General features: G+C 37.8%; 32 protein-coding genes. All 32 read left to right on the plus strand.

The annotated features are described in order from the left end of the window. Positions 1-7 precede the first annotated feature (7 nt). The 32 genes from fliG (at position 8) to tsf (ending at position 25,999) form a co-directional block, all read left to right on the plus strand. Positions 8-1,015 (plus strand): flagellar motor switch protein FliG, encoded by a 1,008-nt coding sequence (fliG, locus tag ACFSBH_RS08470; protein ID WP_251510776.1) that lies wholly within the window; start codon positions 8-10, stop codon positions 1,013-1,015. Then, positions 1,008-1,757, plus strand: coding sequence for a flagellar assembly protein FliH (gene fliH, locus ACFSBH_RS08475; RefSeq protein WP_379597051.1), 750 nt, complete (start codon positions 1,008-1,010; stop codon positions 1,755-1,757). Before fliG ends, fliH begins: the two co-directional genes overlap by 8 nt. Next, positions 1,754-3,076, plus strand: coding sequence for a flagellar protein export ATPase FliI (gene fliI, locus ACFSBH_RS08480; RefSeq protein WP_379597053.1), 1,323 nt, complete (start codon positions 1,754-1,756; stop codon positions 3,074-3,076). The genes fliH and fliI overlap by 4 nt, the downstream gene beginning before the upstream one ends. Continuing rightward, complete coding sequence (gene fliJ, locus ACFSBH_RS08485; protein WP_379597055.1) at positions 3,076-3,522, plus strand: flagellar export protein FliJ; 447 nt, start codon at positions 3,076-3,078, stop codon at positions 3,520-3,522. Before fliI ends, fliJ begins: the two co-directional genes overlap by 1 nt. A gap of 5 nt (positions 3,523-3,527) precedes the next feature. Then, positions 3,528-4,124 (plus strand): MotE family protein, encoded by a 597-nt coding sequence (locus tag ACFSBH_RS08490; protein ID WP_379597057.1) that lies wholly within the window; start codon positions 3,528-3,530, stop codon positions 4,122-4,124. A 42-nt stretch (positions 4,125-4,166) separates the two neighbouring features. Then, positions 4,167-5,573: a flagellar hook-length control protein FliK gene (locus ACFSBH_RS08495; RefSeq protein WP_379597059.1), complete on the plus strand. Its 1,407-nt coding sequence runs from the start codon at positions 4,167-4,169 to the stop codon at positions 5,571-5,573. 9 nt (positions 5,574-5,582) lie between these two features. After that, the gene (locus tag ACFSBH_RS08500) at positions 5,583-6,029 is read left to right on the plus strand and encodes a flagellar hook capping FlgD N-terminal domain-containing protein (protein WP_379597061.1); all 447 of its coding nucleotides are present in this window, start codon (positions 5,583-5,585) and stop codon (positions 6,027-6,029) included. 22 nt (positions 6,030-6,051) lie between these two features. Next, a complete protein-coding gene (locus ACFSBH_RS08505) occupies positions 6,052-6,423 on the plus strand; it encodes a TIGR02530 family flagellar biosynthesis protein (RefSeq protein WP_379597063.1) in 372 nt (123 codons plus the stop codon). Between the two features lie 85 nt (positions 6,424-6,508). Further along, positions 6,509-7,411 (plus strand): flagellar basal body rod protein FlgG, encoded by a 903-nt coding sequence (gene flgG / locus ACFSBH_RS08510; RefSeq protein ID WP_379597065.1) that lies wholly within the window; start codon positions 6,509-6,511, stop codon positions 7,409-7,411. A 49-nt stretch (positions 7,412-7,460) separates the two neighbouring features. After that, a complete protein-coding gene (locus ACFSBH_RS08515; protein WP_251510757.1) occupies positions 7,461-7,679 on the plus strand; it encodes a flagellar FlbD family protein in 219 nt (72 codons plus the stop codon). Then, positions 7,672-8,088 carry a flagellar basal body-associated protein FliL gene (gene fliL, locus ACFSBH_RS08520; protein ID WP_251510755.1) on the plus strand — a complete coding sequence of 139 codons (417 nt, stop codon included), beginning with the start codon at positions 7,672-7,674 and terminating at the stop codon, positions 8,086-8,088. The genes ACFSBH_RS08515 and fliL overlap by 8 nt, the downstream gene beginning before the upstream one ends. Positions 8,089-8,118: 30 nt before the next feature. Next, a complete protein-coding gene (gene fliM / locus ACFSBH_RS08525) occupies positions 8,119-9,114 on the plus strand; it encodes a flagellar motor switch protein FliM (protein WP_251510753.1) in 996 nt (331 codons plus the stop codon). Beyond that, positions 9,107-10,300 carry a flagellar motor switch phosphatase FliY gene (gene fliY / locus ACFSBH_RS08530; protein ID WP_251510751.1) on the plus strand — a complete coding sequence of 398 codons (1,194 nt, stop codon included), beginning with the start codon at positions 9,107-9,109 and terminating at the stop codon, positions 10,298-10,300. Before fliM ends, fliY begins: the two co-directional genes overlap by 8 nt. 23 nt (positions 10,301-10,323) lie before the next feature. Beyond that, positions 10,324-10,686: a response regulator gene (locus ACFSBH_RS08535; RefSeq protein ID WP_251510749.1), complete on the plus strand. Its 363-nt coding sequence runs from the start codon at positions 10,324-10,326 to the stop codon at positions 10,684-10,686. A 13-nt stretch (positions 10,687-10,699) separates the two neighbouring features. After that, positions 10,700-11,347, plus strand: coding sequence for a flagellar biosynthetic protein FliO (fliO, locus tag ACFSBH_RS08540; RefSeq protein WP_251510747.1), 648 nt, complete (start codon positions 10,700-10,702; stop codon positions 11,345-11,347). After that, positions 11,344-12,009, plus strand: coding sequence for a flagellar type III secretion system pore protein FliP (gene fliP, locus ACFSBH_RS08545; protein WP_379597069.1), 666 nt, complete (start codon positions 11,344-11,346; stop codon positions 12,007-12,009). Before fliO ends, fliP begins: the two co-directional genes overlap by 4 nt. A gap of 30 nt (positions 12,010-12,039) precedes the next feature. Next, entirely contained in the window at positions 12,040-12,309 is a 270-nt protein-coding gene (fliQ, locus tag ACFSBH_RS08550; protein ID WP_251510743.1) for a flagellar biosynthesis protein FliQ, read from the plus strand. A 6-nt stretch (positions 12,310-12,315) separates the two neighbouring features. After that, complete coding sequence (gene fliR / locus ACFSBH_RS08555; protein WP_251511104.1) at positions 12,316-13,095, plus strand: flagellar biosynthetic protein FliR; 780 nt, start codon at positions 12,316-12,318, stop codon at positions 13,093-13,095. 3 nt (positions 13,096-13,098) lie between these two features. Then, positions 13,099-14,181 carry a flagellar biosynthesis protein FlhB gene (gene flhB / locus ACFSBH_RS08560; protein ID WP_251510741.1) on the plus strand — a complete coding sequence of 361 codons (1,083 nt, stop codon included), beginning with the start codon at positions 13,099-13,101 and terminating at the stop codon, positions 14,179-14,181. Positions 14,182-14,204: 23 nt separating this feature from the next. Then, positions 14,205-16,238 carry a flagellar biosynthesis protein FlhA gene (gene flhA, locus ACFSBH_RS08565; RefSeq protein WP_251510739.1) on the plus strand — a complete coding sequence of 678 codons (2,034 nt, stop codon included), beginning with the start codon at positions 14,205-14,207 and terminating at the stop codon, positions 16,236-16,238. Beyond that, positions 16,235-17,359, plus strand: a complete 1,125-nt coding sequence (flhF, locus tag ACFSBH_RS08570; RefSeq protein WP_251510737.1) for a flagellar biosynthesis protein FlhF — start codon at positions 16,235-16,237, stop codon at positions 17,357-17,359. Before flhA ends, flhF begins: the two co-directional genes overlap by 4 nt. Next, entirely contained in the window at positions 17,356-18,225 is an 870-nt protein-coding gene (locus ACFSBH_RS08575) for a MinD/ParA family protein (RefSeq protein ID WP_251510735.1), read from the plus strand. The genes flhF and ACFSBH_RS08575 overlap by 4 nt, the downstream gene beginning before the upstream one ends. Further along, positions 18,225-19,280, plus strand: a complete 1,056-nt coding sequence (locus tag ACFSBH_RS08580; protein WP_251510733.1) for a protein-glutamate methylesterase/protein-glutamine glutaminase — start codon at positions 18,225-18,227, stop codon at positions 19,278-19,280. Before ACFSBH_RS08575 ends, ACFSBH_RS08580 begins: the two co-directional genes overlap by 1 nt. Before the next feature lie 46 nt (positions 19,281-19,326). After that, positions 19,327-19,797, plus strand: coding sequence for a chemotaxis protein CheW (locus tag ACFSBH_RS08585; RefSeq protein ID WP_251510731.1), 471 nt, complete (start codon positions 19,327-19,329; stop codon positions 19,795-19,797). Between the two features lie 7 nt (positions 19,798-19,804). Next, complete coding sequence (locus tag ACFSBH_RS08590; protein ID WP_379597074.1) at positions 19,805-20,440, plus strand: chemotaxis protein CheC; 636 nt, start codon at positions 19,805-19,807, stop codon at positions 20,438-20,440. Then, a complete protein-coding gene (locus tag ACFSBH_RS08595) occupies positions 20,433-20,930 on the plus strand; it encodes a chemotaxis protein CheD (RefSeq protein ID WP_379597075.1) in 498 nt (165 codons plus the stop codon). The genes ACFSBH_RS08590 and ACFSBH_RS08595 overlap by 8 nt, the downstream gene beginning before the upstream one ends. 45 nt (positions 20,931-20,975) lie before the next feature. After that, positions 20,976-21,746, plus strand: coding sequence for a FliA/WhiG family RNA polymerase sigma factor (locus tag ACFSBH_RS08600; protein ID WP_251510725.1), 771 nt, complete (start codon positions 20,976-20,978; stop codon positions 21,744-21,746). Positions 21,747-21,767: 21 nt separating this feature from the next. Then, entirely contained in the window at positions 21,768-23,141 is a 1,374-nt protein-coding gene (locus ACFSBH_RS08605; RefSeq protein ID WP_251510722.1) for a DUF342 domain-containing protein, read from the plus strand. A 58-nt stretch (positions 23,142-23,199) separates the two neighbouring features. Then, complete coding sequence (locus ACFSBH_RS08610) at positions 23,200-23,466, plus strand: hypothetical protein (RefSeq protein ID WP_379597078.1); 267 nt, start codon at positions 23,200-23,202, stop codon at positions 23,464-23,466. Between the two features lie 12 nt (positions 23,467-23,478). After that, positions 23,479-23,934, plus strand: coding sequence for a DUF6115 domain-containing protein (locus ACFSBH_RS08615; RefSeq protein ID WP_251510718.1), 456 nt, complete (start codon positions 23,479-23,481; stop codon positions 23,932-23,934). 192 nt (positions 23,935-24,126) lie between these two features. Continuing rightward, the gene (gene rpsB / locus ACFSBH_RS08620; RefSeq protein ID WP_379597080.1) at positions 24,127-24,900 is read left to right on the plus strand and encodes a 30S ribosomal protein S2; all 774 of its coding nucleotides are present in this window, start codon (positions 24,127-24,129) and stop codon (positions 24,898-24,900) included. Between the two features lie 217 nt (positions 24,901-25,117). Continuing rightward, complete coding sequence (tsf, locus tag ACFSBH_RS08625; RefSeq protein ID WP_251510713.1) at positions 25,118-25,999, plus strand: translation elongation factor Ts; 882 nt, start codon at positions 25,118-25,120, stop codon at positions 25,997-25,999.

Raw genomic sequence — 25,999 nt, forward strand, 5'->3', positions numbered from 1 at the left:
ATTGTTAATGGCAAGACATAAACTCAGTGGGAAACAGAAAGCGGCGATTTTATTAGTTTCCCTTGGTCCCGATGTCTCCGCACAAGTGTATAAGCATTTGACGGATGAAGAAATTGAAAAATTAAGTTTAGAAATTTCTTCTGTGAAAAAAGTGGATTCAGTGATGAAGGACGAGATCATTGAGCAATTTCATCAAATTGCAGTTGCTCAAGATTTTATCACTCAAGGCGGGATCGGATACGCAAAAACGGTGCTGGAAAAAGCGTTTGGCAAACAGGAGGCTGCCTCCATCATTAACCGTCTTACCTCTTCTTTACAAGTAAGACCATTCGACTTTGCAAGAAAAGCTGATCCACAACAAGTACTTAATTTTATCCAAAATGAACATCCTCAAACCATTGCACTAGTATTATCTTACTTGGACGCTGAACAAGCAGGTCAGATTCTTTCTGAATTACCACAAGAAATGCAAGCTGATGTAGCAAAAAGAATCGCAACAATGGATTCTACTTCACCTGAAATCATCAGTCAGGTAGAGCGTGTACTTGAAAGTAATTTGTCAGCATCATTAACAGAGGATTACACACAGACTGGTGGAATCCAAGCGGTTGTCGAAGTGTTGAATGGAGTCGACCGTAGTACAGAAAGAACCATTCTTGATACTTTAGAAGTCCAAGATCCAGATCTTGCTGAGGAGATCAAGAAGCGGATGTTCGTGTTTGAAGATATCGTCATTCTCGATAACCGGGCTATTCAACGAGTGATTCGTGAAGTGGAAAATGATGACTTACGTCTCGCACTAAAAGTTGCTAGTGAAGAAGTTAAAGATATTATATTTAATAACATGTCACAACGAATGGCGGAAACATTTAAAGAAGAAATGGAATATATGGGACCAGTCCGTTTACGAGATGTGGAAGAAGCACAAACCAATATTGTATCAACCATCCGCAGATTAGAAGATATCGGTGAAATTGTTATCGCAAGGGGTGGGGGGGACGATATCATTGTCTAAATTGAGAAACAATGAGCTCCCTCGTAGAGAAATAAAAATCAAACCGATTGAACAAATCAGAAAAAGTATGAATGAAACAAACCCTGAGGATGAAATAAAAAAGACTTCAGCTGAACTTGAACAACTAAAAAGAGAACTCCTACAAATTGAACAACAGCAGAAAGCATTGCTTGAGAATGTTCAATCTGAAATAGAAGCGGAAAAAGAAAATTGGCATATCGAGAAAAGTCAGTTGATTGATAAAGCAAGAGAACAGGGGTTCCAAATTGGCTATCAAGAAGGAGAGCGATCTGGCAGGGAAGTATACCAGAATTTAATTACAGAGGTAAATGACATCGTCGACCTTGTAAAAGTGGACTATCAACGAACACTGGAACAAACGGAGAATATGATCATTGACCTGGCTATTCATACGGCGGAAAAGATTTTAGTTGGCAAGCTACAAGATGACCCAAGCAGCTTTGTACCAATTGTACAAGCTGCCCTTCGAGAAATTAAAAATCAACCAGTAGTATCAATATATTTACATCCTGTAAATTACCACACAGTTTTAGAACAAAAGGAAGAGCTTAAACGGTCATTAGGCAAAGAGACGAAGCTATCATTATATATTAATGATGAATTAAAAGAACATAGTTGTGTGATAGAACATCCATTTGGTAAAATTGATGCTTCTGTTGACACTCAACTTGAAGAAATCCGTCTCGCATTGAAAGAATATGTAATGGAGAAAGAACAATGATGATTGAAGATTATCTTCTCACAATTGACAAAACAGACCCTTATAAACGATACGGAAAAGTATCGCAAGTTGTCGGAATTATGATTGAGTCCCAAGGACCAGAGGCAAATATTGGTGAAGTATGTCTTATTCATTCAGCTACTAAAAAACGGAAACCAATACTGGCAGAAGTTGTTGGATTCAATAATGAAAATATCATCCTAATGCCTTATAGCGAAGTAACCGAAATCGGTCCAGGTTGTTTAGTTGAATCAACCGGTAAGCCTTTAACAATTAAAGTAGGTAGAGGCTTGATAGGACAGGTTGTGGATTCTTTAGGGAAGCCTCTGGATGGTTCTACATTGCCTAGTGGCTTATCTACATATATGACAGAGCAAACCCCGCCAAACCCTTTGGAACGCCCTCCCATATATGAAGTTAATCAAGTAGGTGTAAAGGTAATTGATACGCTATTAACGATGGGGAAAGGTCAAAGGGTTGGTTTGTTTGCCGGGAGTGGTGTAGGTAAGAGTACATTACTTGGAATGATTGCTCGAAATAGTAATGCAGATATAAACGTTATTGCGTTAATCGGTGAACGGGGCAGGGAAGTACGTGAGTTTATTGAGAAAGACTTGGGACCGGAAGGATTAAAGAAATCGATTGTAGTCGTTGCTACTTCCGATCAACCCGCACTGATGCGCATAAAAGGAGCTTATACGGCCACAGCAATCAGTGAGTACTTCCGTGATCTAGGGTTGCAAGTGAACCTATTGATGGATTCTGTGACTAGGGTAGCGATGGCACAACGGGAGGTTGGTCTTGCAGTTGGCGAGCCACCGACTACAAAGGGATATACCCCTTCTGTTTTTTCAATCCTTCCCAAATTACTGGAACGGACTGGGACAAATAGTAAAGGTGCCATTTCAGCTTTCTATACTGTCCTTGTGGATGGTGACGATATGAATGAACCGATTGCTGATGCGGTGCGCGGAATACTAGATGGTCACTTTGTAATGGACCGTAAACTTGCTGAACGTGGCCAGTATCCGGCAATAAATGTATTAAAGTCCATAAGTCGTGTAATGAATCAAATAGCAAATGCCAAGCATAATGAGATCGCAAAAGAAATACGAGCGATAATGGCAGTATATGAAGAAAATAGTGAATTAATAAATATCGGTGCTTACAAAAAAGGTTCCAACCAAGAAATTGATCGAGCAATAAATTATTATCCAAAAATCATACATTTTTTACAGCAAGATATTCATGAATTTATCACTTTAGAGGAAGCGATAGACACGTTGTATCGTCTAATTATTAATGGAGGAACGTCCTAATGTCACAAACAGTTTCATTAACTAAAGTGCTGCACATACGGGAAAACGAGAAAAAAATTGCGCAGAAAGCATTTTTATCTTCCCAGGAAGCTTTTGAAGAGGTCGCTACAAAACTATATCACTTGTTGAAAAAGAAAGAGTCGGCAGAGGCGTCATATGATGAATTTATTCAACAAGCGACACCGATTGAGAGAATTAAAGAACAAATCGCATATATCGAAAAATTAAATACTGAAATAAATATGCTTCAACGTGAAGTACATTTTGCTAGAAACCAAATGGAAAAGAACCAACAGGTTTTATCTGATGCATACATAGAAGTTAAAAAATTTGAAACGATTATTGATAAGCGAAAACAAGAAGAACTTAATGAATTGGTTAAAAAGGAAAAAGCCTTTTTAGATGAAATTTCGATTAACCAATATTTAAGTAATAAAAATAGGTGAACAGAATGACGTCGAAAAAGCAAACAGAAAAAAAGAAAATGAACCCGATACTCTGGTTTTTATTTGCGATAGTTATCCCGCTGATAATAGTGTCGATTATTATTGCAGTTATCTTAAGTTTTTCAGGGTTTAATATCGTGGACTGGGTAAAGAAAACAGGGAGCAATACACCAGTAATATCTCATTTGGTCACGAGTCAAGAAGAAGACCAATTAGCGGAAGAGCTAGAGCGTTTGAACCAAGAACTACAATCGAGAAATGAAGAGCTTGATCAATTGAACACGCTCAACACAAACTTAGAGGCAACAATTGAAGAGTTAGAGACTGAATTAACCAAACAAGAGGCAACCATTTCCCGCTATGAGTCTGAGAATCATGTAGACGGTGATAGTGAGGAAATTGAAAGTGAAGTATCGCTTAAAAACCTTGCAAAAACCTTTGAGGAAATGAAACCAGTTAGAGCAGCAGATATACTCAGCAATATGACTCAAGAAGAAGTTATACTCATTCTTAAAGAACTTTCCGACGACGTGCGTGGTGGTATTTTAGAAGCGATGGATGCTGAACTTGCAGCTAATATTGCAAGTGAAATGCTAAATTAACTGAATGAATTTTGAGGGGAGGTGAATACAATTCAAGCGAAAATGTTATTTTGGCCAACGGGAGAGGTGACTGCTTCTATAAATAAAAAGAAGCAAACGACAATGACTGTAGAAAGCGAATCTCAAACGTCAAACTTCCATCATTTACTTGATGAAAAGTTATCGGGAAAGAATAGTAATCAATCTATATCACGAGTTGCTACAAATACGGTCGAGACAGATCCGTTAAGCAACTTCCGTTCAAAGTTAATGGAGCTTGAGGAAGCGGAATTTCAATTGATTTTATTTGATTTAAAGGAAGTACTAGGAGAGTCACATAGTGAGTCTTTAGTGAATGTTAATAACCTGATTAGTTTAATAGAGTCTTATTTGTCTTCAGAGAAAAAGGAAGAAGAGAGTCTATCTGGAGTTAATAAAGGGGAGCTAGTAGAACAAATTCTAACTTATTTCAGATCGATACCTGAGGTAGAGCAGGAAGAATTTATTGACCCAATCGAGCAGTTCTCCAGTCTATTCAATGATAGTAGCAAAAACGGTATGGATGATAGTCTTCTAATACCGTTAAGTATCAGTCAGATTAATAGTCAAGCTATAGGAATACCAAATGAGGAGAGTGTGGCTCAACTTTTAACACAAATCGAGCAGGCTTTAAGTCAGATTAGGGACGAGTCTGATATTGAAACTCTTGCACCTAAGTTACTTCGATATTTGGAAGCTTGGCAACAAATAGACGGTAAAAGTGGTGGTATTTCTCAGTTGTCGTTGAAAGAGAGCAATACTCCATTTAAGAGTGTTTGGCAAGAACTTGTCCAACTATACCAACAAAAAACTAATCTACATACTAAGAATATATATGCATTGGAATCAGAAGTAACAACCACAGATGTGATTCGTTGGTTAGGGAAAATATTAGGTGCCAATAGCCAAAAAGTTTCAAATTCCTACAACATAGTACCTGCTCAACTTCCAATATCCAACGTTGAACAACATGTCATCCAACTTCCACAAGCTGTTGGAACTCAAGGTAAGTTAGCTTCTGAATCGTTTATCGAGCAATTCAATCGCTTGATTGATGCGAATAAGGTTGCTCTTCAACAGCCTAAAGGACAATTAGCAATTATGTTAAGACCTGCCAATCTTGGTGAAATGATGGTGCGATTTACACAAGTAAATGGTGAAATCATTGTTAAGATTATGGTTACAACTAAAATGGCAAAAGAGATGTTAGAGGGCAACATGCAGCAATTAAGGCATATGTTTGCACCACATCAGGTCGTAGTTGAAAGGCAAGATAATGTGACTCAACAAGCACAGAATCAGTATGAAGAAGATAATCAACATGAAGAACAGTCATCGAGTCACCAATCAGCATCTAAAGATGAAGATAAAGATGAAGAACAATCTTTCTCCCAAATGTTTGAAGAATTAATTCTCAATGAAAAAGTGTAGGTGAAATCCATGAATAAAATTGATCCGTCATTATTCTTAACTAATCAAACAAAAACAAGGGAACCCAAGCCACAACTTGATAAAGAAGGTTTTCTGAAAATATTGATGGCTCAAATGCAGCAACAGGATCCAACGGATCCAATGAATAGTAAAGAAATGGTAGCTCAGATGACACAACTTTCTTCCCTTGAGCAAATCATGAATATGACGAATTCGATTGAAATGCTAGTGCAAAGTCAATTGATTTCACCAGTAATTGAATATAGCCATATGATTGGAAAAGTTGTTTCTTATGAAAAGGAAAATCTAGCATCTCCAGAAGAAGCTTCAGAAAACAAAACAAGTGAAGTGATAGCTGTGAGCCAAAAGGATGGTTGGGCTATTCTAGAATTAGAGAACGGTGATAAGATTTACGCGGATGCAGTGATAACAGTGAAAAGCAAGGGAAACGAATAAGAATTAAAAGGATGTGAATGGTATGGACCATCGGATACATCAAGTACCAAAGCATGCAGTACATTTTCCCACTTCCATTCCGTCAAAGCAAAAACAACCGAGTATTACATTTAGGGAAGTTCTAAATGAACAACATCCACTTAAGATAAGCAAGCATGCATCAGAGCGGATTCGTGAGCGGAATATCGATATTCCTGAAAAGCTTTGGCACACGATTGGCGAAAAAGTAAATGAAGCTAGACAGAAAGGCGTCACCGATTCACTGGTTGTTTTGAATAATGCAAGTCTATTAATCAGTGCAAAAAATAATACAGTGGTAACCGCTATGGACCGTGGAGAGAATGATAGCCGAATATTCACGAATATTAACGGTACCATTCTAATTGATGAGTAGGCTGGACCTGTAAAGGAAGCCTTCATAGCTATGGACAGATAGAAATAGCTAATCAAATTGACAACAATTAAAGGAGAAATGAAAAATGTTACGATCAATGTATGCTGGAATTTCAGGTATGAAAAACTTCCAAACTAAATTGGATGTCATCGGGAACAACATTGCAAACGTTAGTACAGTAGGTTTTAAGAAAGGACAAGTTACGTTCCAAGAAATGATGAGTCAAACAGCATCGGGTGCACAAGGATCGACTGGTGCGCGTGGTGGTGTGAACTCCTCTCAGATTGGACTAGGGGCACAATTAGGTACGATTAATAACATTCATACACAAGGGTTTCGTCAAACAACAAACAATCCACTAGACCTTTCCATTCAGGGAGATGGGATGTTTGAAGTTGTGCTTGTTGAAACCCCAAATGGTGCGGGAAATACTTTTGTTCCGATCAATTTTGATGCTGCCGGCGGTGGAAATACAGCACAAGTAGAAGACCGTTTTTATACAAGAGCTGGTAACTTTTACTTGGATGACCGTGGGTTTATTGTAAACTCAGAAGGTATGTATTTAGTAGGTTTCGAATATGTGGATGGGAATCCTGTCGACAGTAATGCTCCGGGTGTGCTTCGTATTCCGTTAGATGCACAAAGTTTCAATATTTCAACAAATGGAACGGTTAATTACATTGATGCCAACGGGGAGAATCAAGTAGCAGGGCAAATTGGACTTGCCAACTTCGCGAACCCAACTGGCCTAACGAAAGAAGGAAATAATTTATATAGAGAGTCGCAAAACTCTGGTGGAGTTGAAAGAGTACTGCCTGAAGAAAGTACTTCATCACAAATAATCAGCAATTCTTTAGAAATGTCCAATGTTGATTTAGCAGAAGAGTTTACAGAGATGATCTCTGCACAACGTGGTTTCCAAGCGAATTCGAGAATAATTACCACGTCTGATGAAATTCTACAAGAACTAGTAAATCTAAAACGATAATAAGGAGGTAGGGAGTGCTTGAACTGTATAGGCACTCCCGCCCAAATCTATGATTCAATTGAAGAAGTTGAACGGCGATTTATTTTCTTTAAACGCACTTTTAATTGAGCAGGTCCAGGCGATGCCAGATACGACGATCACCTTAATCAATGGCAAGAAAGTAATCGTTCAAAATCCGCCTGAAGAAGTGCTCGTATTGATTCAAAATTATTATAAAGAAATTGGCCTGCAACAGGTATATAAACAAGTAGGTGACCAGAATGAGTAAATTAGTAAAGATTATGATGACATCGTTAGCTATCCTATTAATTGCTGCCATTGCATTCATTATTGTTATTCTTAATGTAGAAGGGGCAGATGACGAAAAAGAATTGACGATTGATGAGATTGTCGAATATTCCTATCAAACCCCGGAAATTACTACAGACTTGCAGGACGGTACTTTTGTCAGAATTCAATTTCAGATTTTGACAGATGGAAAAGACGCTCACGCTGAAGTTAGTAAACGGGACTTTCAATTAGTAAATATTTTAATTAAAGAGTTGGCCGTTATGAACGAAGAAGATTTCAAAGAAGGTTTAACAGGACTTGAAGCAACTATTAAAGATAGACTTAATGAAGTGATGGTTGATGGTGCCGTTACGGAAGTCTATACCATTAATAAGATATTGCAGTAAAAGGCTCCTGCTTGGAGGTGAGGTTACAAGATGGAGGAAATTCTTTCTCAAAATGAAATTGATGTATTACTTTCTGCAATCACATCAGGTGAAATGGATGCAGAAGAATTAAAAAAAGAAGAAGAGGAAAAGAAAATCCGTGTATATGACTTTAAACGGGCGTTACGGTTTTCAAAGGATCAGATTCGCAGTATTTCAAGAATCCATGAAAACTATGCGAGAATGTTGACAACTTTCCTATCTTCACAGTTACGCACTTACGTACATATTGGTGTAGAATCGGTGGACCAAGTGCCATATGAGGAATTTATCCGCTCGATTTCATCTTTAACCGTGTTGAACATTTATAGTATGTCACCACTTAAAGGGAGCATGGTCATTGAAATCAACCCTAATGTTGCATACGCATTGCTAGACCGTATCCTTGGTGGTAAGGGGACTTCAGTGACAAAAACGGAAAGCCTCACTGAAATTGAAAAGATACTATTAAATCAGATATTTGAAAAGGCAACAGGGACGTTAAAAGAGGCATGGTCCTCACTCGTAGATGTATCCCCAGTACTCGAAGAATTTGAAGAAAATCCACAATTTATTCAAATGGTGGCACCTAATGACACAGTAGTTGTCGTATCTATGTCTGCCGAAATCGGAGAAGCTTCAGGAATGATTAATTTATGTATTCCACACACATTATTAGAGCCAATCATTCCTAAATTATCTGCCCACTATTGGATGGATAACACGACTGATGAACGAGATGAGGAAGCTTTTCAAAAGCTTAGCAGCAATCTCCAAACAACGAAAGTAGATGTTCAAGCAATATTAGGCGAAACAAGAATAACCATTAATGAATTTTTAAAGCTGGGCATAAATGATGTTGTTTCTCTAGAGCAACAAATTGGTGACCCACTAACTTTGACGATTAATCAAGAACCTAAGTTTTATGTACAACCTGGTCAACTAAAGAAAAAAATAGCCGTACAAATATTGGAAGAAATTGAAAAGGGGGTAAACACCCATGAATGACGGTATGTTATCTCAAGATGAAATTGATGCATTATTAAATATAAGTACAGAAAATGATAAAAACCACGAAGCAGAACCATCTATACACTTATCAGACATAGAGATTGATACAATCGGTGAAATTGGGAATATTTCATTTGGAAGTTCTGCTACTGCACTTTCCACTTTACTTAACCAGAAAGTCGAAATCACTACTCCTTCCGTTAGTATTATTGAAAAGGATGAATTAGCAGGTGAATTAACTTTTCAACCTGTTAGTATTCAGGTCGATTATACAAAAGGATTCAGTGGAAGAAATGTACTCGTTATAAAAGCTAGAGATGCTGCAATAATTGCAGATATTATGCTCGGAGGAGATGGCACAAACCCAGATGAATCTTTACCAGAAATATATTTGAGTGCAGTTCAAGAAGCGATGAATCAGATGATGGGAACTGCAGCAACAAGTATGTCGACCGTGTTTAATAAAACAGTCGATATTTCTCCACCAACAATTATTGAAGGTACAATTGAAAGTGATGCAAAAGAAATATTTCAAGAAGATGTATATGTAAAAGTGTTTTTCAGGCTTATCGTAGGTGACCTGATTGATTCAAATATGATGCAGTTGATTCCTCTTAGCTTTGCTAAAGAATTAGTGAATCAGTTGTTGGATACAGGAGATTCGGAGCCGATCGACATACCTGTGCAAGAGGAAACTGCAGCTACAACTATTGTAGAAAATCCTGTCAAAATACCAGATAGATCAATAGAATCCAATGAACAAGTTGATTCCACGTTTATGGATCGGGAATCCTTTGATGATCGTGTTGATAACAAGAGGAATCAACCTCAATTTCTAGGTAATACATACAATCAGCAAGATGCATCAATTGAACAGGCGACATTCGCAGAATTTGAACCAACACAATTATCCAGCAACGAACAAAGTAATTTGAACATGTTATTGGATATTCCTCTTAAAGTGACGGTCGAACTAGGCAGGACAAAGAAAACCATCAAAGATATTCTTGACTTATCTCAAGGATCCATTGTTGAGTTAGATAAACTTGCAGGTGAACCAGTTGATATCTTGGTTAATGGCAAGTTGATTGCAGAAGGCGAAGTCGTTGTCATTGAGGAAAATTTCGGAGTACGGGTAACAGATATTATTAGTCAATCTGATCGAATAATGAAATTAAAATAACTTGATTTTTAGGAGGAATTTAGATGTCTAAGAAAATTTTAATTGTCGATGATGCAGCATTTATGCGTATGATGATAAAAGATATACTTACAAAAAATGGCTATGAGGTTGTAGGAGAGGCTCAAGATGGAAGAGAAGCAGTGGAGAAATTCAAGGAACTGCAGCCAGATTTAGTGACGATGGATATTACCATGCCTGAAATGGATGGAATTTCAGCTTTAAAGGAAATTAAAACAATCAACCCAGATGCAGTTGTCATCATGTGTTCTGCTATGGGACAGCAAGCAATGGTAATTGATGCAATCCAAGCTGGTGCGAAAGACTTTATTGTTAAACCATTCCAGGCAGATCGTGTATTGGAAGCTATTCAAAAGGCATTAGGATAGAGATCACTGTTAAATGAAGAATGTATTAAAGCTTTTTGTAATTTTATTGGCTGTAAGTTTTTTGTCTTTCATTGAGCCCGTCTCTATCCAAGCTGAGGTAGATTATGTAAATGAATGTTTAGAGCAACCGGAATCTTGTGAAGAACCACTCATCGATGAGGAAGAACAAGATCAGACAGTTGTTTTACAGGAGGAGGAGCCCGGCTCCTTGTTTTTTGAGCTCGTAAGGTTAGTATTCGCTTTATTGCTCGTACTTGGTCTAATTTATGCATCATTGTACTTCTTAAAACGGAGAAATAAGATTGGTAACCAAATCAATAGTCTAGAAAATGTTGGCGGAATTTCTGTCGGTCAAAATAAATCTGTACAATTAGTCCGGTTAGGCGACCGAATCTATTTAATTGGTGTTGGAGAAAATGTCACTTTATTAGAAGAAGTTGAAGATCAAAGTATTATAAAAGAAATTATGCAGGCGAGGCAGGCTAGGGAAGAACAATCTTTGGAAATGAGTGCTAAGAATATAGTTTCTTCAGTATTTCAACATAAAAAGACTAGTGGTAATAAAGAAAAGCCTTTTAATAAGCTTTTTCAACAGGAGCTGAATCGCCTGCAAAAAAATCGTAGAACTATCATTGATAGGCGCAAGGAAGATCGAGAATGAATGAATTCATAGATATATTTTCAAGTTCGGACCCAACGAATGTAGCTACATCCGTTAAATTAATCCTCTTACTGACTATTTTTTCTTTAGCTCCTGGAATTCTAATATTAATGACCAGTTTTACAAGGATTATCATTGTTCTATCATTCGTCCGAACGAGTCTTGCTACTCAACAAATGCCACCCAATCAAGTATTGATTGGTTTGGCATTGTTTCTGACCTTTTTTATTATGGCACCTACTTTTTCTGAAGTATATGATGACGCCCTTGATCCCTTATTTTCTGAAGAAATTTCTTTGGATGAGGCATACGAGAATGCTAGTGTACCGATGAAGGAGTTTATGGCGCAACATACTCGTCAAAAGGATCTTGCTTTATTTCTAAACTATTCCGGTGCTGAACCACCGGAGACCATTCAGGATATACCATTAACTACATTAATTCCTGCTTTTGCAATAAGTGAATTGAAAACAGCATTTCAAATGGGTTTTATGATTTTCATCCCATTTTTAGTTATTGATATTGCAGTTGCGAGTATATTGATGTCAATGGGGATGATGATGCTGCCACCTGTAATGATATCACTACCCTTTAAGATATTGTTATTTGTACTGGTAGATGGATGGTATCTCATTACGCATTCCTTGTTAAGTGGATTTTAGCTTGTATATTTCTAAAAGAAGGTGTTTCAAATGTCGAGCGAACTTGTTTTAGCGTTGGCTGAGCGAGGCATTTATACGGTATTACTTGTTACAGGGCCGTTGCTCATCCTTGCTTTAGCGGTTGGGCTTTTGGTCAGTATCTTTCAGGCGACAACACAAATACAGGAACAAACGTTAGCATTTATACCAAAAATAGTGGCAGTTTTGATTGGACTCATATTTTTTGGTCCCTGGATGTTATCAACCATGGTTGAATTTGCTGCCGACATATTTCAAAATTTAAATGCATTAGTAGGTTAGAAGATGTTGTTAGAATTGATAGATATAAATCGGTTACCGATATTTTTACTCGTGTTTGTGCGATTATTGTCGTTTTTCTTAGTTGTTCCATTGTTTTCTTATCGGACGATTCCATTACCATTCCGTATTGGTTTCAGTTTCTTTTTAGCATTAATTTTGTTCCAAACAATAGATTCAACTTTATTTGTACTTGACCATACATATATTTTTTTGATTGTTAAGGAAGCACTTGTGGGGCTGCTCGTAGGACTGCTTGCATTCATTATTGTGTCCGCCATTCAAGTTGCGGGTGGGTTTGTTGACTTTCAAATGGGGTTTGCGATTGCGAATGTGGTCGATCCCCAGACTGGTGCACAAAGTCCACTGACTGGACAATACTTCTATATGATTGCTTTATTATTTTTATTAGCAGTGGATGGTCATCACTTAATAATTGATGGGATATTTACAAGTTATCAGTTTATTTCAATCGATGCGTTCATCCCGTTTGAAGATGGCTCGATTACAGAATTCATTATACAATCTTTCAACTATATGTTTATTATTGCTTTTCAAATGGCAATCCCTATTGTTGGTACATTATTTCTTGTTGATATCGCTCTAGGGATTATTGCTCGTACTGTCCCACAACTGAATGTGTTTGTTGTTGGTTTGCCATTGAAAATACTAGTGAGCTTTGTAGCGATTTTAATTTTCCTATCTTTATACATTACTGCGATAGAGAATTTATTCGGAACAATGTTTCGAGCAATGCGCGGATTACTGCAAATATTCGGGGGTGCTTGATAGATGCAATTGAAGATGGATCTACAGTTTTTTTCAGGTGAAAAAACCGAAAAAGCGACCCCGAAAAAACGGCAGGATGAGCGGAGAAAAGGAAGAGTCGCAAAAAGTCAGGATATAAATACCGTTATCTTGTTGACATTTTGTTTGTTTGCTCTGTTCATTTTTGGCGGTTTTATGTTGGAGACGATGACATTATTATTTATTGAAGCATTCACGAACTTGATACACTGGGATGTTACGAGTGAATCTGTTGCTTATGTATTCAATGGGGCAAGTTTGGAGGCAGCAAAAATCCTTGCGCCTATTATGCTGCTTGCAATCATTGCCGGAATCAGTTCAAATTTAATTCAAACCAGGGGCTTCTTATTGTCGACGGAGCCGCTTAAATTTGATTTGAAGAGATTGGATCCAATTCAAGGTGCTAAGCGGATTTTTTCTGTAAGAGCGTTAGTGGAATTGTTAAAATCATTATTAAAAATCACGTTTATTGGTACAATCACCTTTGTTGTCATTTGGTTGTATAAAGATGAAGTGCTCATGCTTATATTTAAAAATGCTGAGAATGCTTTGTCATTATTTGGCCGGATAGCTATCATTATGGGGTTTGCTGCTACGGCGGCACTTTTATTTTTGGCAGTACTCGATTATTTATATCAGCGCTATGACTTTGAAAAAAATATGCGTATGTCAAAACAGGATATAAAGGATGAGTATAAAAATATGGAGGGTGACCCACTCATCAAATCTAAGATTAAAGAACAACAGCGTATGATGGCTACCAGACGTATGATGGCTGAAGTGCCAGAAGCTGATGTAGTCATCACCAACCCGACCCATTATGCAATAGCGTTAAAATATGATGAAGAAAAGGCATTAGCACCATATGTAGTAGCTAAAGGTATGGATAGAACCGCACTTAAAATTAGAGAAATTGCTGAAAAGCATCAAGTCGTTACCGTAGAGGATAAACCACTTGCCAGGTCTCTATACGGCATGGTTGAAATCGGGGAATCTATACCCGAAGAATTTTATCAAGCTGTAGCAGAAGTTCTGGCTTATGTTTACCAATTAGAGAATAAAGTGTAATTTTTGGAGGAGAGACATCACACATGAAGGCACGTGATTTAACCGTATTAATGGGTGTTATTTTAATAATTTTAATCCTAGTTATCCCGCTTCCGGGAGGAGTTTTAAGTGTACTTATCCTTACGAATATCAGTATTTCGCTTTTAGTAATTTTAGTGGCGATGAATACGACGCATGTCCTTCAATTCTCCGTCTTTCCAACCCTCCTCTTACTGGTGACTTTGTTCAGGTTAGGTTTGAATGTTTCCACTACAAGAGCAATCCTTTCTGAAGGGGATGCTGGTGGAGTGGTCGAAACATTTGGTTCTTTCGTAATCGGAGATAATCCGCTTGTTGGTTTTGTGGTGTTCATTATCCTTGTTATTATCAACTTTATTGTAATTACTAAGGGTGCCGAACGTGTTTCTGAGGTAGGAGCAAGGTTTTCTCTTGATTCGATGCCTGGTAAACAGATGAGTGTCGATGCAGATCTAAATGCTGGTCTTATTACGGAGCAAGAGGCTAAAGAGCGTCGTAAAACAATTGAAAAAGAAGCGGATTTCCATGGGTCAATGGATGGTGCGAGTAAATTCGTTAAGGGAGATGCAATTGCATCCATTATCACTGTTTTAATCAATATTATCGTTGGAATAATAATTGGTATGGTTCAGATGGGACTCTCAATAGGTGAATCCGTTGAATTATTTACCCGACTGACAGTAGGTGACGGATTAGTTAGTCAAATTCCTGCATTGCTCATGTCAACAGCAACAGCAATCGTTGTAACACGATCGAGTGACGGAAGTAATCTAAGTGCGGATGTTGTTACTCAAATGACTCAATATCCTAAGCTATTATATGTAGCGGCCGGAACGATTTTTCTACTTGGGTTAACACCGATTAATTTCTTTCTAACAACAACGATAGCAGGTGTCCTAGCATTTACAGCTTATATGCTGCAAAGAGAACCTGATATTCCAACTGATTTGGATGAAGATGAGCTGGATGAAGCAGAAAGCTCAGAACTGCGTGCCCCCGAAAATGTGGTCAGCTTAATTAACCTGGATCCGATTGAATTTGAGTTTGGTTATGCACTAATTCCGCTTGCCGATGCAAATCAGGGTGGGGACCTATTGGAAAGGATTATTATGATTCGCAGACAGTTGGCCATTGAACTAGGAATGGTTATACCTGTTGTACGAATCAGAGATAATATCCAATTGAACCCAAATGAGTATCGCCTGAAAATTAAGGGAAATGAAGTTGCTGGTGGTGAATTGATGCTGGATCACTATTTGGCAATGGCACCTGATATGGAGGACGACGGGATTGAAGGCATTGACACGGAGGAGCCTGCATTTGGCTTGCCTGCAAAGTGGATTAACGAGGAATTTAAAGATGAGGCTGAACTTTCAGGTTATACGGTCGTTGATCCTCCATCAGTAGTTTCTACACATATAACAGAGGTAATCAAACGTCATGCTCATACATTGCTCGGCCGTGAAGAAACAAAACAACTTATTGACCACTTGAAAGAAAGTCATCCGATACTAGTCGAAGAGGTTACGCCTGAGCCTCTCGCAGTTGGTGATGTACAAAAAGTACTTGCCAAGTTACTGAGAGAAAATGTTTCCATCCGCAATCTTCCAGTTATATTCGAGACGTTAGCTGACTTTTCGAAAATGACGAATGATACAGATTTACTGGCTGAGTATGTGAGACAATCCTTATCTGCACAAATTACGAAACAGTACATGAAACAAGATAAGACGCTGCCGGTGATCACTGTTTCAGGAAAGGTAGAGAAACTGATTGCCGAGAACATTCAGCAGACCGAACATGGTAATTTTTTATCATTAGATCCAGATAAGCAGCAAGAAATTATTACAACCATACATCAGGAAGCTGAGAAAGTTTCACTACAGGAAGAAACAGCAATTGTACTATGCTCACCAGCTGTTCGAATGTACTTGAAACAGTTGCTTGACCGTTTTCTTCCTCATGTTATTGTTTTATCCTATAATGAACTAGAACCAGATGTGCAGGTTCAAAGTCTAGGGGTGGTGAATATTGCGTGAAGGTAAAAAAATATATCTCAGATTCCATGCCTGAAGCAATGAATGAGGTTAGAAAAGATCTTGGATCGGATGCGGTTATTCTTCAATCGAAAGAAATAAAACAAAAAGGTTTTCTTGGCTTGTTTCAAAAGAAAAAAATAGAAGTCATCGCAGCTAAAGATCCTGACTTAATAAAAGATGCGAAGAACGAACCAACGCATCGGAAAACAGATACAGTTCCAATAAATCCTGTAGTAAAAGAAGAGGTAGATTCTAACCTTGCCATTCTTCAAGAAATCAGAAGCTTAAAGGAAGTTATTAAACTTGAAACGGCTGACAATGAATTAAACATACCGGTAGATTATAAGCTAGCCTATCATCAGCTCATTGACCAAGAAGTCAATCCGAAGCTTGCTGATGAAATTATTCAACATACAGTCCGACTGTTGGCAAGTAAAAAAGAAGAAGTGACCCAACACGAAATAAAAGCAGAGGTTAAACGAGTAATTGCTGAAAAATATAGAGACAAGGAGTCTGAGGGGATTAACGGAAAACACAAAATTGTACAATTTGTGGGACCGACAGGAGTTGGCAAAACAACAACGATTGCGAAAGTTGCCGCTAAACTTATGCTGAAAAAGCAGAAGAAAGTGGCGTTCATTACTACTGATACGTATCGAATTGCTGCTATTGAGCAATTAAAAATTTATGCCAGGATTCTTAATATCCCGGTTGAGGTTGCTTATAATGTGGATGATTACAAACAAGCCATTCAAAAACTTTCTAACTATGATGTTATCCTTGTCGACACAGCAGGTAGGAACTTCCGTAATCCTGTCTATATCAAACAACTGAAAGAACTGATGGGAAACGTAGACCATATCGCCACTTATTTGGTGTTATCTCTTACTGCGAAGCCAAAGGATTTACAAGATATTTTCATACAGTTCGAGGAGATTCCACTGAAGGAAATAATCTTTACCAAACTCGATGAAACCAGCCAATACGGTAGTATTCTAAATATAAGTTTGATGAACAATATCGGTATAGCCTATATGACAAATGGACAAGATGTTCCAGATGATTTGGTTCAACCAACTGCTGCAAGTATAAGCGAATGGATAATGGAGAATGGAAAATGACTGATCAGGCAGAAAATTTACGAAGAAAAATGGGTGTTTCATTTTCATATAGAAAGAGTCAGGCGAAGACGATTGCTGTCATTAGTGGAAAAGGTGGAGTCGGAAAATCGAATTTCGCCTTGAATTTCTCTTTGGAATTGATAAATCGGGATAAGAAAGTAGTTATTGTGGATTTGGATGTTGGTATGGGAAATATCAATATTCTACTTGGATTGCAGCCGAAAAGAACAATCGTGGATCTTTTTAATGACCAGCTATCTATCTTTGAGATTTTAGAAAAAGGTCCAAGAAATTTATCATATATTGCTGGCGGGACTGGATTAAGTCAATTCATTACAATGGGTGACCAACAGAAGGAATTCTTTTTTGAACAATACAGGCAACTGGTAGAGGTGTACGATTATATAATATTTGACATGGGGGCAGGGGTTACTGAAGAAAGCTTATACTTCATTCTTGCCGCTGATGAATGCATCACTATCACAACTGGTGAACCGACCTCGATTACAGATGCTTACAGCATGATAAAGCAAGTTGTAATCAATGGGGGGGAAATGCCAATACATGTTATTTTAAACCGTGCCCGATCCCGTAATGAATGGAGCGGTTTAAAACAATTTCAGCAAGTTGTCCAACAGTTTTTGCAAATTAGAGTTCATCCTTTAGGGATCATTCCGGAAGATAAAAATGTAACAGAAGCAGTAATTCGTCAAATTCCATATATTTTATTAAATAAAAAAGCGCCGTCTGCAAAGTCCTTAAGGCAATTGACTGACAACTATCTTATCAATAGTGATGAAATTCAATTAACCTATCAACCGGCATTTTTAGACCGGTTTAAAAATCTATTAAGAGGTAAAATTTAATGAATCCAATTCGTGTACTAGTTATTGATGATTCTGCTTTTATGCGAAAAATGCTTACAGATATTCTAGAAGGTGACCCACGTGTGATAGTCGTTGGCACAGCAAGGAATGGCGAGGATGGTATTAGTAAAGTAAAAGAACTGGCTCCTGATGTTGTAACGATGGATGTTAATATGCCTGTATTAGATGGTATAACTGCACTTGAAGAAATAATGCGTACGACACCTGTACCTGTAATCATGTTATCAAGTGAGGTTCGTAGTGGCACCGAAAATACAATTAGAGCTATTGAAAACGGAGCGGTTGATTTTATCATGAAACCATCCGGGGAAATCTCCTTAGATATCGAATCGATTAAGGAAGAAATTATCTCTAAAGTAATTGCGGCAAAAGATGCAACTCTTCAGTCCCCTCAAAGTAAAATGAATAAACGTTTCGTTAATCCTGATCGTTTAACGATACAATCATCACCAAATATAACCAAAGATGCTTTCGTTGTAATCGGTACGTCAACTGGAGGACCAAGAGCGCTCCAACGTATCTTGAAGGATTTACCAGCGGATTATCCAATGCCAATTCTCATTGTGCAACATATGCCGCCGCATTTCACAAAATCACTGGCTGACCGATTGGACGCTTTATCAGGTATTCATGTAAAGGAAGCTGTAAACGGAGAAATTATCAGGGCAGGTACGGCTTATATCGCTCCTGGTGATTTTCATATGACTGTTGTAAAAGCTGGCACAAGTTATGTCATCAAGTTAAACAAGGAACAACCTATAAATAATCATCGTCCATCGGTGGATGCTTTATTCGATTCTGTTGCAACTTTAAATCGGACTTGTAAAATAGCGATCGTTCTGACAGGAATGGGTAGTGACGGAGCCGAGGGTATCAGAAGTATTAAACGGATGGACAAGGATGCGATCACCATCTCCGAGTCGGAGGAAACAGCAGTTATTTATGGTATGCCTAAAGCTGCAAAGGAAACCGAATTCGTGGATGAAGTAATGCCGTTAAACCAAATCGGTCACTACTTGAAAGGTTTGAGCTAGTTAGCTGTATTTGGTGCCGGTAAAAGCATAGAGAGGACAGATAAAGATGGAAGATACGTTATTAGAAAATCAAAAGGTAATAGTATTTCAATTACAAAATGAGGAATATGCGCTTCCTGTAGAATACGTTGGTGCGATTGAAAGAATGCATCCGATAACAAGAGTTCCCCAGACAGCTAGCTTTGTAAAAGGGGTCATTAATTTGCGGGGTGTCGTTATTCCTATCATCGACCTTCGATTACGATTTGGAATTGCAGAAAAGGAAGTGTCGGAAGAGCAGCGGATGATTATCGTATCAGTGAATGGGGTGGAAGTAGGTATAATTGTAGATGCGGCTAGTGATGTCATCGATTTGCCGGTTGACAGTATCGAACCGAATCCTGAAGTTGTAGGTTCTGCAGCAGTAGATTATATTGATGGTGTCGTAAAAATAAATGACCGACTGATCATCCTTTTAAACCTGGAAAAGGTTCTTATTTCTGAACAACATCAATTGACTGTTAAAGCGGAAGGATAAGAGCGATATGACCTATGAAAATTTATCTCCAATACAATTTGATGCCTTAAGGGAAATTGGAAATATAGGAGCTGGTAATGCTGCCACGGCTTTATCACAGCTGTTAGATCAGAAGGTCAATATGGTTATTCCAACAGTAAAGATTGTAACATTTGATGAAATGATGGATTTAATCGGTGGTCCAGATGCTTCGGTGGTGGCGATTCTTTTTAGAGTTTTTGGTGATGCTCCTCTGCATGTATTCTTTGTTCTTTCCATTGAAGAAGCAGAAGTACTAGTGCAAACCATGACACATAATTCTACATTTTCCTTAATGGATGAAAATAGCGCAAATAAAATTAACTATTCTGTACTTGAAGAAGTGGGGAATATAGTTGCTGGATCTTATATTTCTGCTCTTTCTGATTTTACAAACCTGAATTTTCAACCATCTGTTCCGCACTTGGGTATAGATATGGCTGCAGCGATTCTTACATATGGTTTAATTGATATTTCGCAGGTTTCAGACTATGCAATTGTAATTGACTCAAAAGTTAATAGTGAAGATAGTGACAATACCATGAAAGGTAATCTTTTTTTGTTACCTCATCCAGAATCACTGCAAACAATATTTTCATCGCTAGGAATCAAAGAATATGAATAAGGTCGGAACGGTTGTTAGAGTTGGGATAGCTGATTTGAATACGGTCAGGGAACCAAATACGATACGTACTTTAGGACTTGGATCTTGTGTAGGAATTGTCATCTATGATGAACAAAAGAGAGTTGCGGGATTAGCCCATATTTTGTTGCCAGATTCCAGTGTTACAAAACAAAAATCAATAAATGAATATAAGTATGCAGATACAGCTATACCGGTACTGGTGGACCGTTTATTAGAAATAGGTGCTAGAAAGCATGCCTTGAAGGCGAAAATTGCTGGTGGTGCCGAAATGTTTAAGTTCAGTTCTGGTTCTGATTTATTGCGTATTGGCCCTCGAAATATCGATGCGTCCTTAAATGAGTTGAATAAGTTGAAGATTCCAGTCATCGCTCAAGATGTTGGAGGGAATATTGGGAGAACAATAGAATTCGATCCAGCAACTGCAAAACTTAAAATCCGAAGAGTAAACAGGGAAGAAATAATAATTTGATTCCTGTTTTGATCAATCCATGAATTTAGGAAGGAGTGGAGAGCCATGAGTTCAAAATCATCATATGAACAGTTACTTTGGCAACGGTGGCAAGAAAAAGAAGATGAAGCGACATTAAATGAAATCATTCATTACTATACATATTTAGTTGATTATCATGTAGAGCGTATTTCCAGCCATTTACCAAACAATGTGAGTAAGGATGATATTAGAAGCTTTGGTCTCCTCGGCCTATATGATGCAATTAAAAAGTTTGAGTTCGAGCGAAACTTAAAATTCGATACATATGCTTCCTTCCGAATAAAAGGAACAATAATTGATGGTTTAAGGAAGGAAGACTGGCTTCCGCGCTCTTTAAGGGAAAAAGCGAAAAAAGTTGAACGGGTTTCTCAGGAATTGGAACAAGAATTACAACGGATACCTACATCAAAAGAAATTGGCAATCGTTTAGAGATGTCTGAAGATGAAGTGGAATCCGTTGTCAGAGATGCTCTATTTTCAAATGTATTATCAATTGAAGAAAAACCGAAAAAAGAACAAGAATTCAGTGAAGGTATTGGTTACACCATTCCCGATGTAAATGCAGCTTCTCCAGAAGAGAACATGACTAAAGACGAATTAAAACAAGAACTGATAGAAGGTTTGAAGAGTCTAAATAAAAATGAACAAATGGTTATCAGTCTTTTTTATTACGATGAATTGACATTGACCGAAATAGGAGAAGTATTAAATTTAACTACCTCTAGAATTTCACAAATACATAAAAAAGCAATTTATAAACTGAAAGATATTCTAGCGAAGGTTGCAGAGCATTAACGTTATCTTGGGGGAATCAATTTGGAAAGATTACGGCAGTATTTTCGAATTCATTTTAGAGAGAAAGACATGATAGCGGAAGTGGATTGTAGGGAACCGTTTTTGGAGCTTGAGGAAAAGTTGGAAGTTGATATCGATATCTGGAAGAGTTTTTTAACTGCATCAAATGTTAGGTTCGGTATCCAATATCAAGCAATCGCGCAGTTGGCAGAGGACCCGACGGACATGGAATACCCTATTGTCGTTGCGAAAGGATTATCCCCTGTAAACGGTATAGACGGTAAAATTGAATATCTTGTGGATATAGAGCAAGAAATGCAGATAAGTGAAAACTGGAACTTTCGAGAAGTAATGAAAATTCCTTCGGTGATGAAAGGTCAAAAGCTGGCTAAAATTTCAGAACCCACTTCAGGTATTGATGGTAAGAACGTAATGGGGGAGGTCGTAAAAGCACCTCCCGGGAAATCTGTAGTATTAAGACCAGGGAAGAATGTTGTATTTAATGCTCTGGATAATTGTTATTATGCTACAGAAGATGGGCAATTCAGTATAAAGGGGAAGCATATTCAAGTACTACCTGAATTTCATGTGAACGAAACGGTATCGATGAAGACCGGTAATATTGACTTTATAGGGACCGTGATTATTCATGGAGATGTGCCAACTGGTTACACAGTTAAAGCTGCAGGCGATATAAAAATTTTCGGCATGGTGGAAGCGGCAACAATTATTGCTGGAGGATCGATATATGTTGCTGAGGGCATTGCCGGCCAAGATAAAGGGGTCCTGCAGGCAGGGGATAACCTAAAGATAGGATATATCAATCAGGCGAAAGTATCAGTTGGAAAGGACCTATACGTCGAGAATTCCATCCTTCATAGCGAGTGTGTAGTATGCGGTCATGTTTATTCCCAAAAAGGGAATATTATAGGCGGAATATTATCTGCTGGTAAAACAATTGAAGCTAGAGATATCGGATCTAGATTAAATACGAAGACGGAAATTCATCTAGGGATAAATAAAATAATGGCAGATACGATAGAATCCCTAAATAAAAAGCATCGAGAATTGGAAGAGAAGCAATTAAAACTTAAATTACTCGGTGACAAGCTGGCTGTAAAAGACCCAATGAATCCAAGGGTCCGGATTTCGAAGTTGCGGCAAAAGCACTCTATGAAGCTGGTTGCAGAGGAGCTTGATCGTGTAAAGGAAAGACTTTCTGAATTGGACGCTGATATAGGAGACGAAAATAAATCAAGCTTAACTGTAAGAAATAATATTTACGAAAATGTTATTGTGGCTTTCGGGAAATATAAGCGAATCATGCATTCCAATTATCATTATGTTCAGTTAAGTTTATATCAGAAAGAAATAGAACTTCAGCAATTGTTCTAAACGATTTGTTCAGTAAGTGGAAAGGATCGGTGGAGGAATGGGGCTAAAATCGATTGAAATGCAAGTAGCATTACCACGTACGCAGGATTCAGGTAAGATTCAAGAACAAGTGCATAAACAAGGAGAACATGTTCAGAGTACCCTAACAGCTTCGCAACTCAAGGAGGATAAAATCAAACGGAACAGGATACAGGAATTAGAAAACACCAATTCTTTTTTAGAAAAGAATTCTGATACTTTAAAGCAAGATGTATACGGAAAGCAAAGTGGAGGGGCAACATCCAGGCATCCTTTTCTTGGAAAACGTATCGACTATAACGGTTAAAGGGGCGTTGATATGGTTTCATTTCTTTTAATCATAAGTTTTTTATTACATTTAATCACATTGGCGGCAATTTTCCAGTTGGTCAAAAAAATCCCGGCATCAGAATCCGACACTGCTTCTGATGAAATTGTCCAAGCTCTGGAACGCTCCTTAGCGGAAATTAAAGAGGAAAATAATCGTCTGCAAGCATTATTAGATCACAAGGAACCTGTGTCAGAGAAGAAAATTCAATCAAAAATCAAGAAAGAATCAACTTCGGATAAGCAGAGGGTACCTGTAAAAAATGAGAAGCCACAAGATGATATAGATCGTCTATTGGGTACAGATTCTGGTTATAAAGTGGAAGCGTCCCTAGAATCTCGAGTTTTGCAATTATATGCCGCAGGAAAAAATGTGGAGGAAATCGCAAAAACCTTAAATTGTGGTAAAACGGAGGCGGAATTGATTATAAAGCTTTATAATCAGTAAATTTATTTTATAGATAAACTTGCTTCCGCGCCCCAGTTATGATATATTAATTTCTGGTGTAAAACTCTTGTCGAATGAAGGCAAGGCAAAACACACGATTGGGGATTCACTTGTAAGGTGCCACTGCCAATGGTCTATAAGTGGAAATGAACTGGTCGGAGGAAAATATAAAACCCTTAGGAGGAATTTAAAATGGCAGCAATTTCAATGAAGCAATTACTTGAAGCTGGTGTACATTTCGGTCACCAGACACGCCGTTGGAATCCAAAGATGAAGAAATACATCTTCACTGAGCGTAACGGCATCTACATCATCGACTTGCAAAAAACAGTTAAAAAGGTTGATGAAGCATACAACTATGTAAGAGAATTAGCGGCTAATGGCGGAACAGTTCTTTTCGTAGGTACAAAGAAACAAGCACAGGATTCTGTTCGTGATGAAGCAATCCGTTCAGGAATGTTCTATGTTAACCAACGTTGGTTAGGTGGAACACTTACTAACTTCGAGACTATCCGTAAACGTATCGAACGATTAAAACAAATTGAAAGAATGGAAGAAGACGGTACATTTGAAGTACTTCCTAAAAAAGAAGTAACACTTCTTCTAAAAGAAAAAGAACGTCTTGTAAAATTCTTAGGTGGAATCAAAGAAATGAAGAAGCTTCCAGATGCTTTATTCGTTATTGACCCACGTAAAGAGCGTATTGCAATTGCAGAAGCGCACAAATTAAATATACCGATCATTGGTATTGTTGATACAAACTGTGACCCGGATGAAATTGATTATGTGATCCCAGCTAACGATGATGCAATTCGTGCAGTTAAATTGTTGACTGGTAAAATCGCTGATGCTATTTTAGAAGGTAAACAAGGTGAAGAAACTGCAGAAGTTGAAGCTCCAGTTGAAGAAGCAACAGAAAAAGAAAATGAAGTGGAAGCTGAAGTAGAAGCCTCAACTCAAGAGTAATTTTTAAAATGATGAGGGTGATAAGAGGATAATTACCTTTTATCACCTTTTTTTAAAGAAAAAGCTTTGTTTCAGGTGAACTGGCTGTAAGTTCCAAATATATTTGGAGATGCTACAAATACATAGTAGCCACAGCATTCAGTATTGCCCGTTAATACGGGGAAGTAGAACCTGGTTAAAAGAAGATTCACTTTATGATTTGAAGGAGGATATAACAATGGCAATTACAGCTAAAATGGTTAAAGAACTTCGTGAAAAAACTGGTGCAGGTATGATGGATTGTAAGAAAGCACTACAAGAGACAAATGGTGATATTGATAAAGCTATTGATTTTCTACGTGAAAAAGGTATGGCATCTGCTGCTAAAAAAGCAGATCGTATTGCAGCTGAAGGTCTTACACATGTTGAAATCGATGGCAACACAGCAGTTTTACTTGAAGTAAACTGTGAAACAGACTTCGTTACGAAAAATGAAATGTTCCTTGAGTTACTTGGAAAAATTGGTAAAGCACTATTAAATAAAAAGCCTGAAACAGTTGAAGAAGCACTAGAAACTAAAGTTGAAGGTGACGAAACACTAGAAGCAGTCATCACTCGTGCTATCTCTACAATTGGTGAAAAAATCTCTCTACGTCGTTTCACAATTTTTGAGAAAACCGATAATGATGTTTTCGGTTCTTACTTGCATATGGGAGGAAGAATTGGTGTAGTTGCTGTATTGGAAAACACAAATGATGAAGCAGTTGCTAGAGATGTAGCAATGCATGCAGCAGCAATCAACCCTCGTTATGTAAACCGTGAAGATGTTCCGGAAAATGAAGTGAATCACGAACGTGAAGTTCTAAAACAACAAGCACTAAATGAAGGTAAGCCAGAGAAAATCGTTGAGAAAATGGTTGAAGGCCGTCTTGGTAAATTCTTTGAGCAAATCGTTCTAGTTGAACAAGCATTTGTTAAAGATCCAGATGTTAAAGTGAAGAAATTTGTAGCAGATAAAGGTGCAACTGTTAAGACGTTTGTCCGTTATGAAGTAGGCGAAGGTATGGAGAAACGTGAAGAAAACTTTGCTGAAGAAGTTATGAGCCAAATTAAAAAGTAA

It is taken from the genome of Oceanobacillus luteolus (assembly GCF_042678205.1).
Lineage (GTDB): Bacteria > Bacillota > Bacilli > Bacillales > Amphibacillaceae > Oceanobacillus > Oceanobacillus luteolus.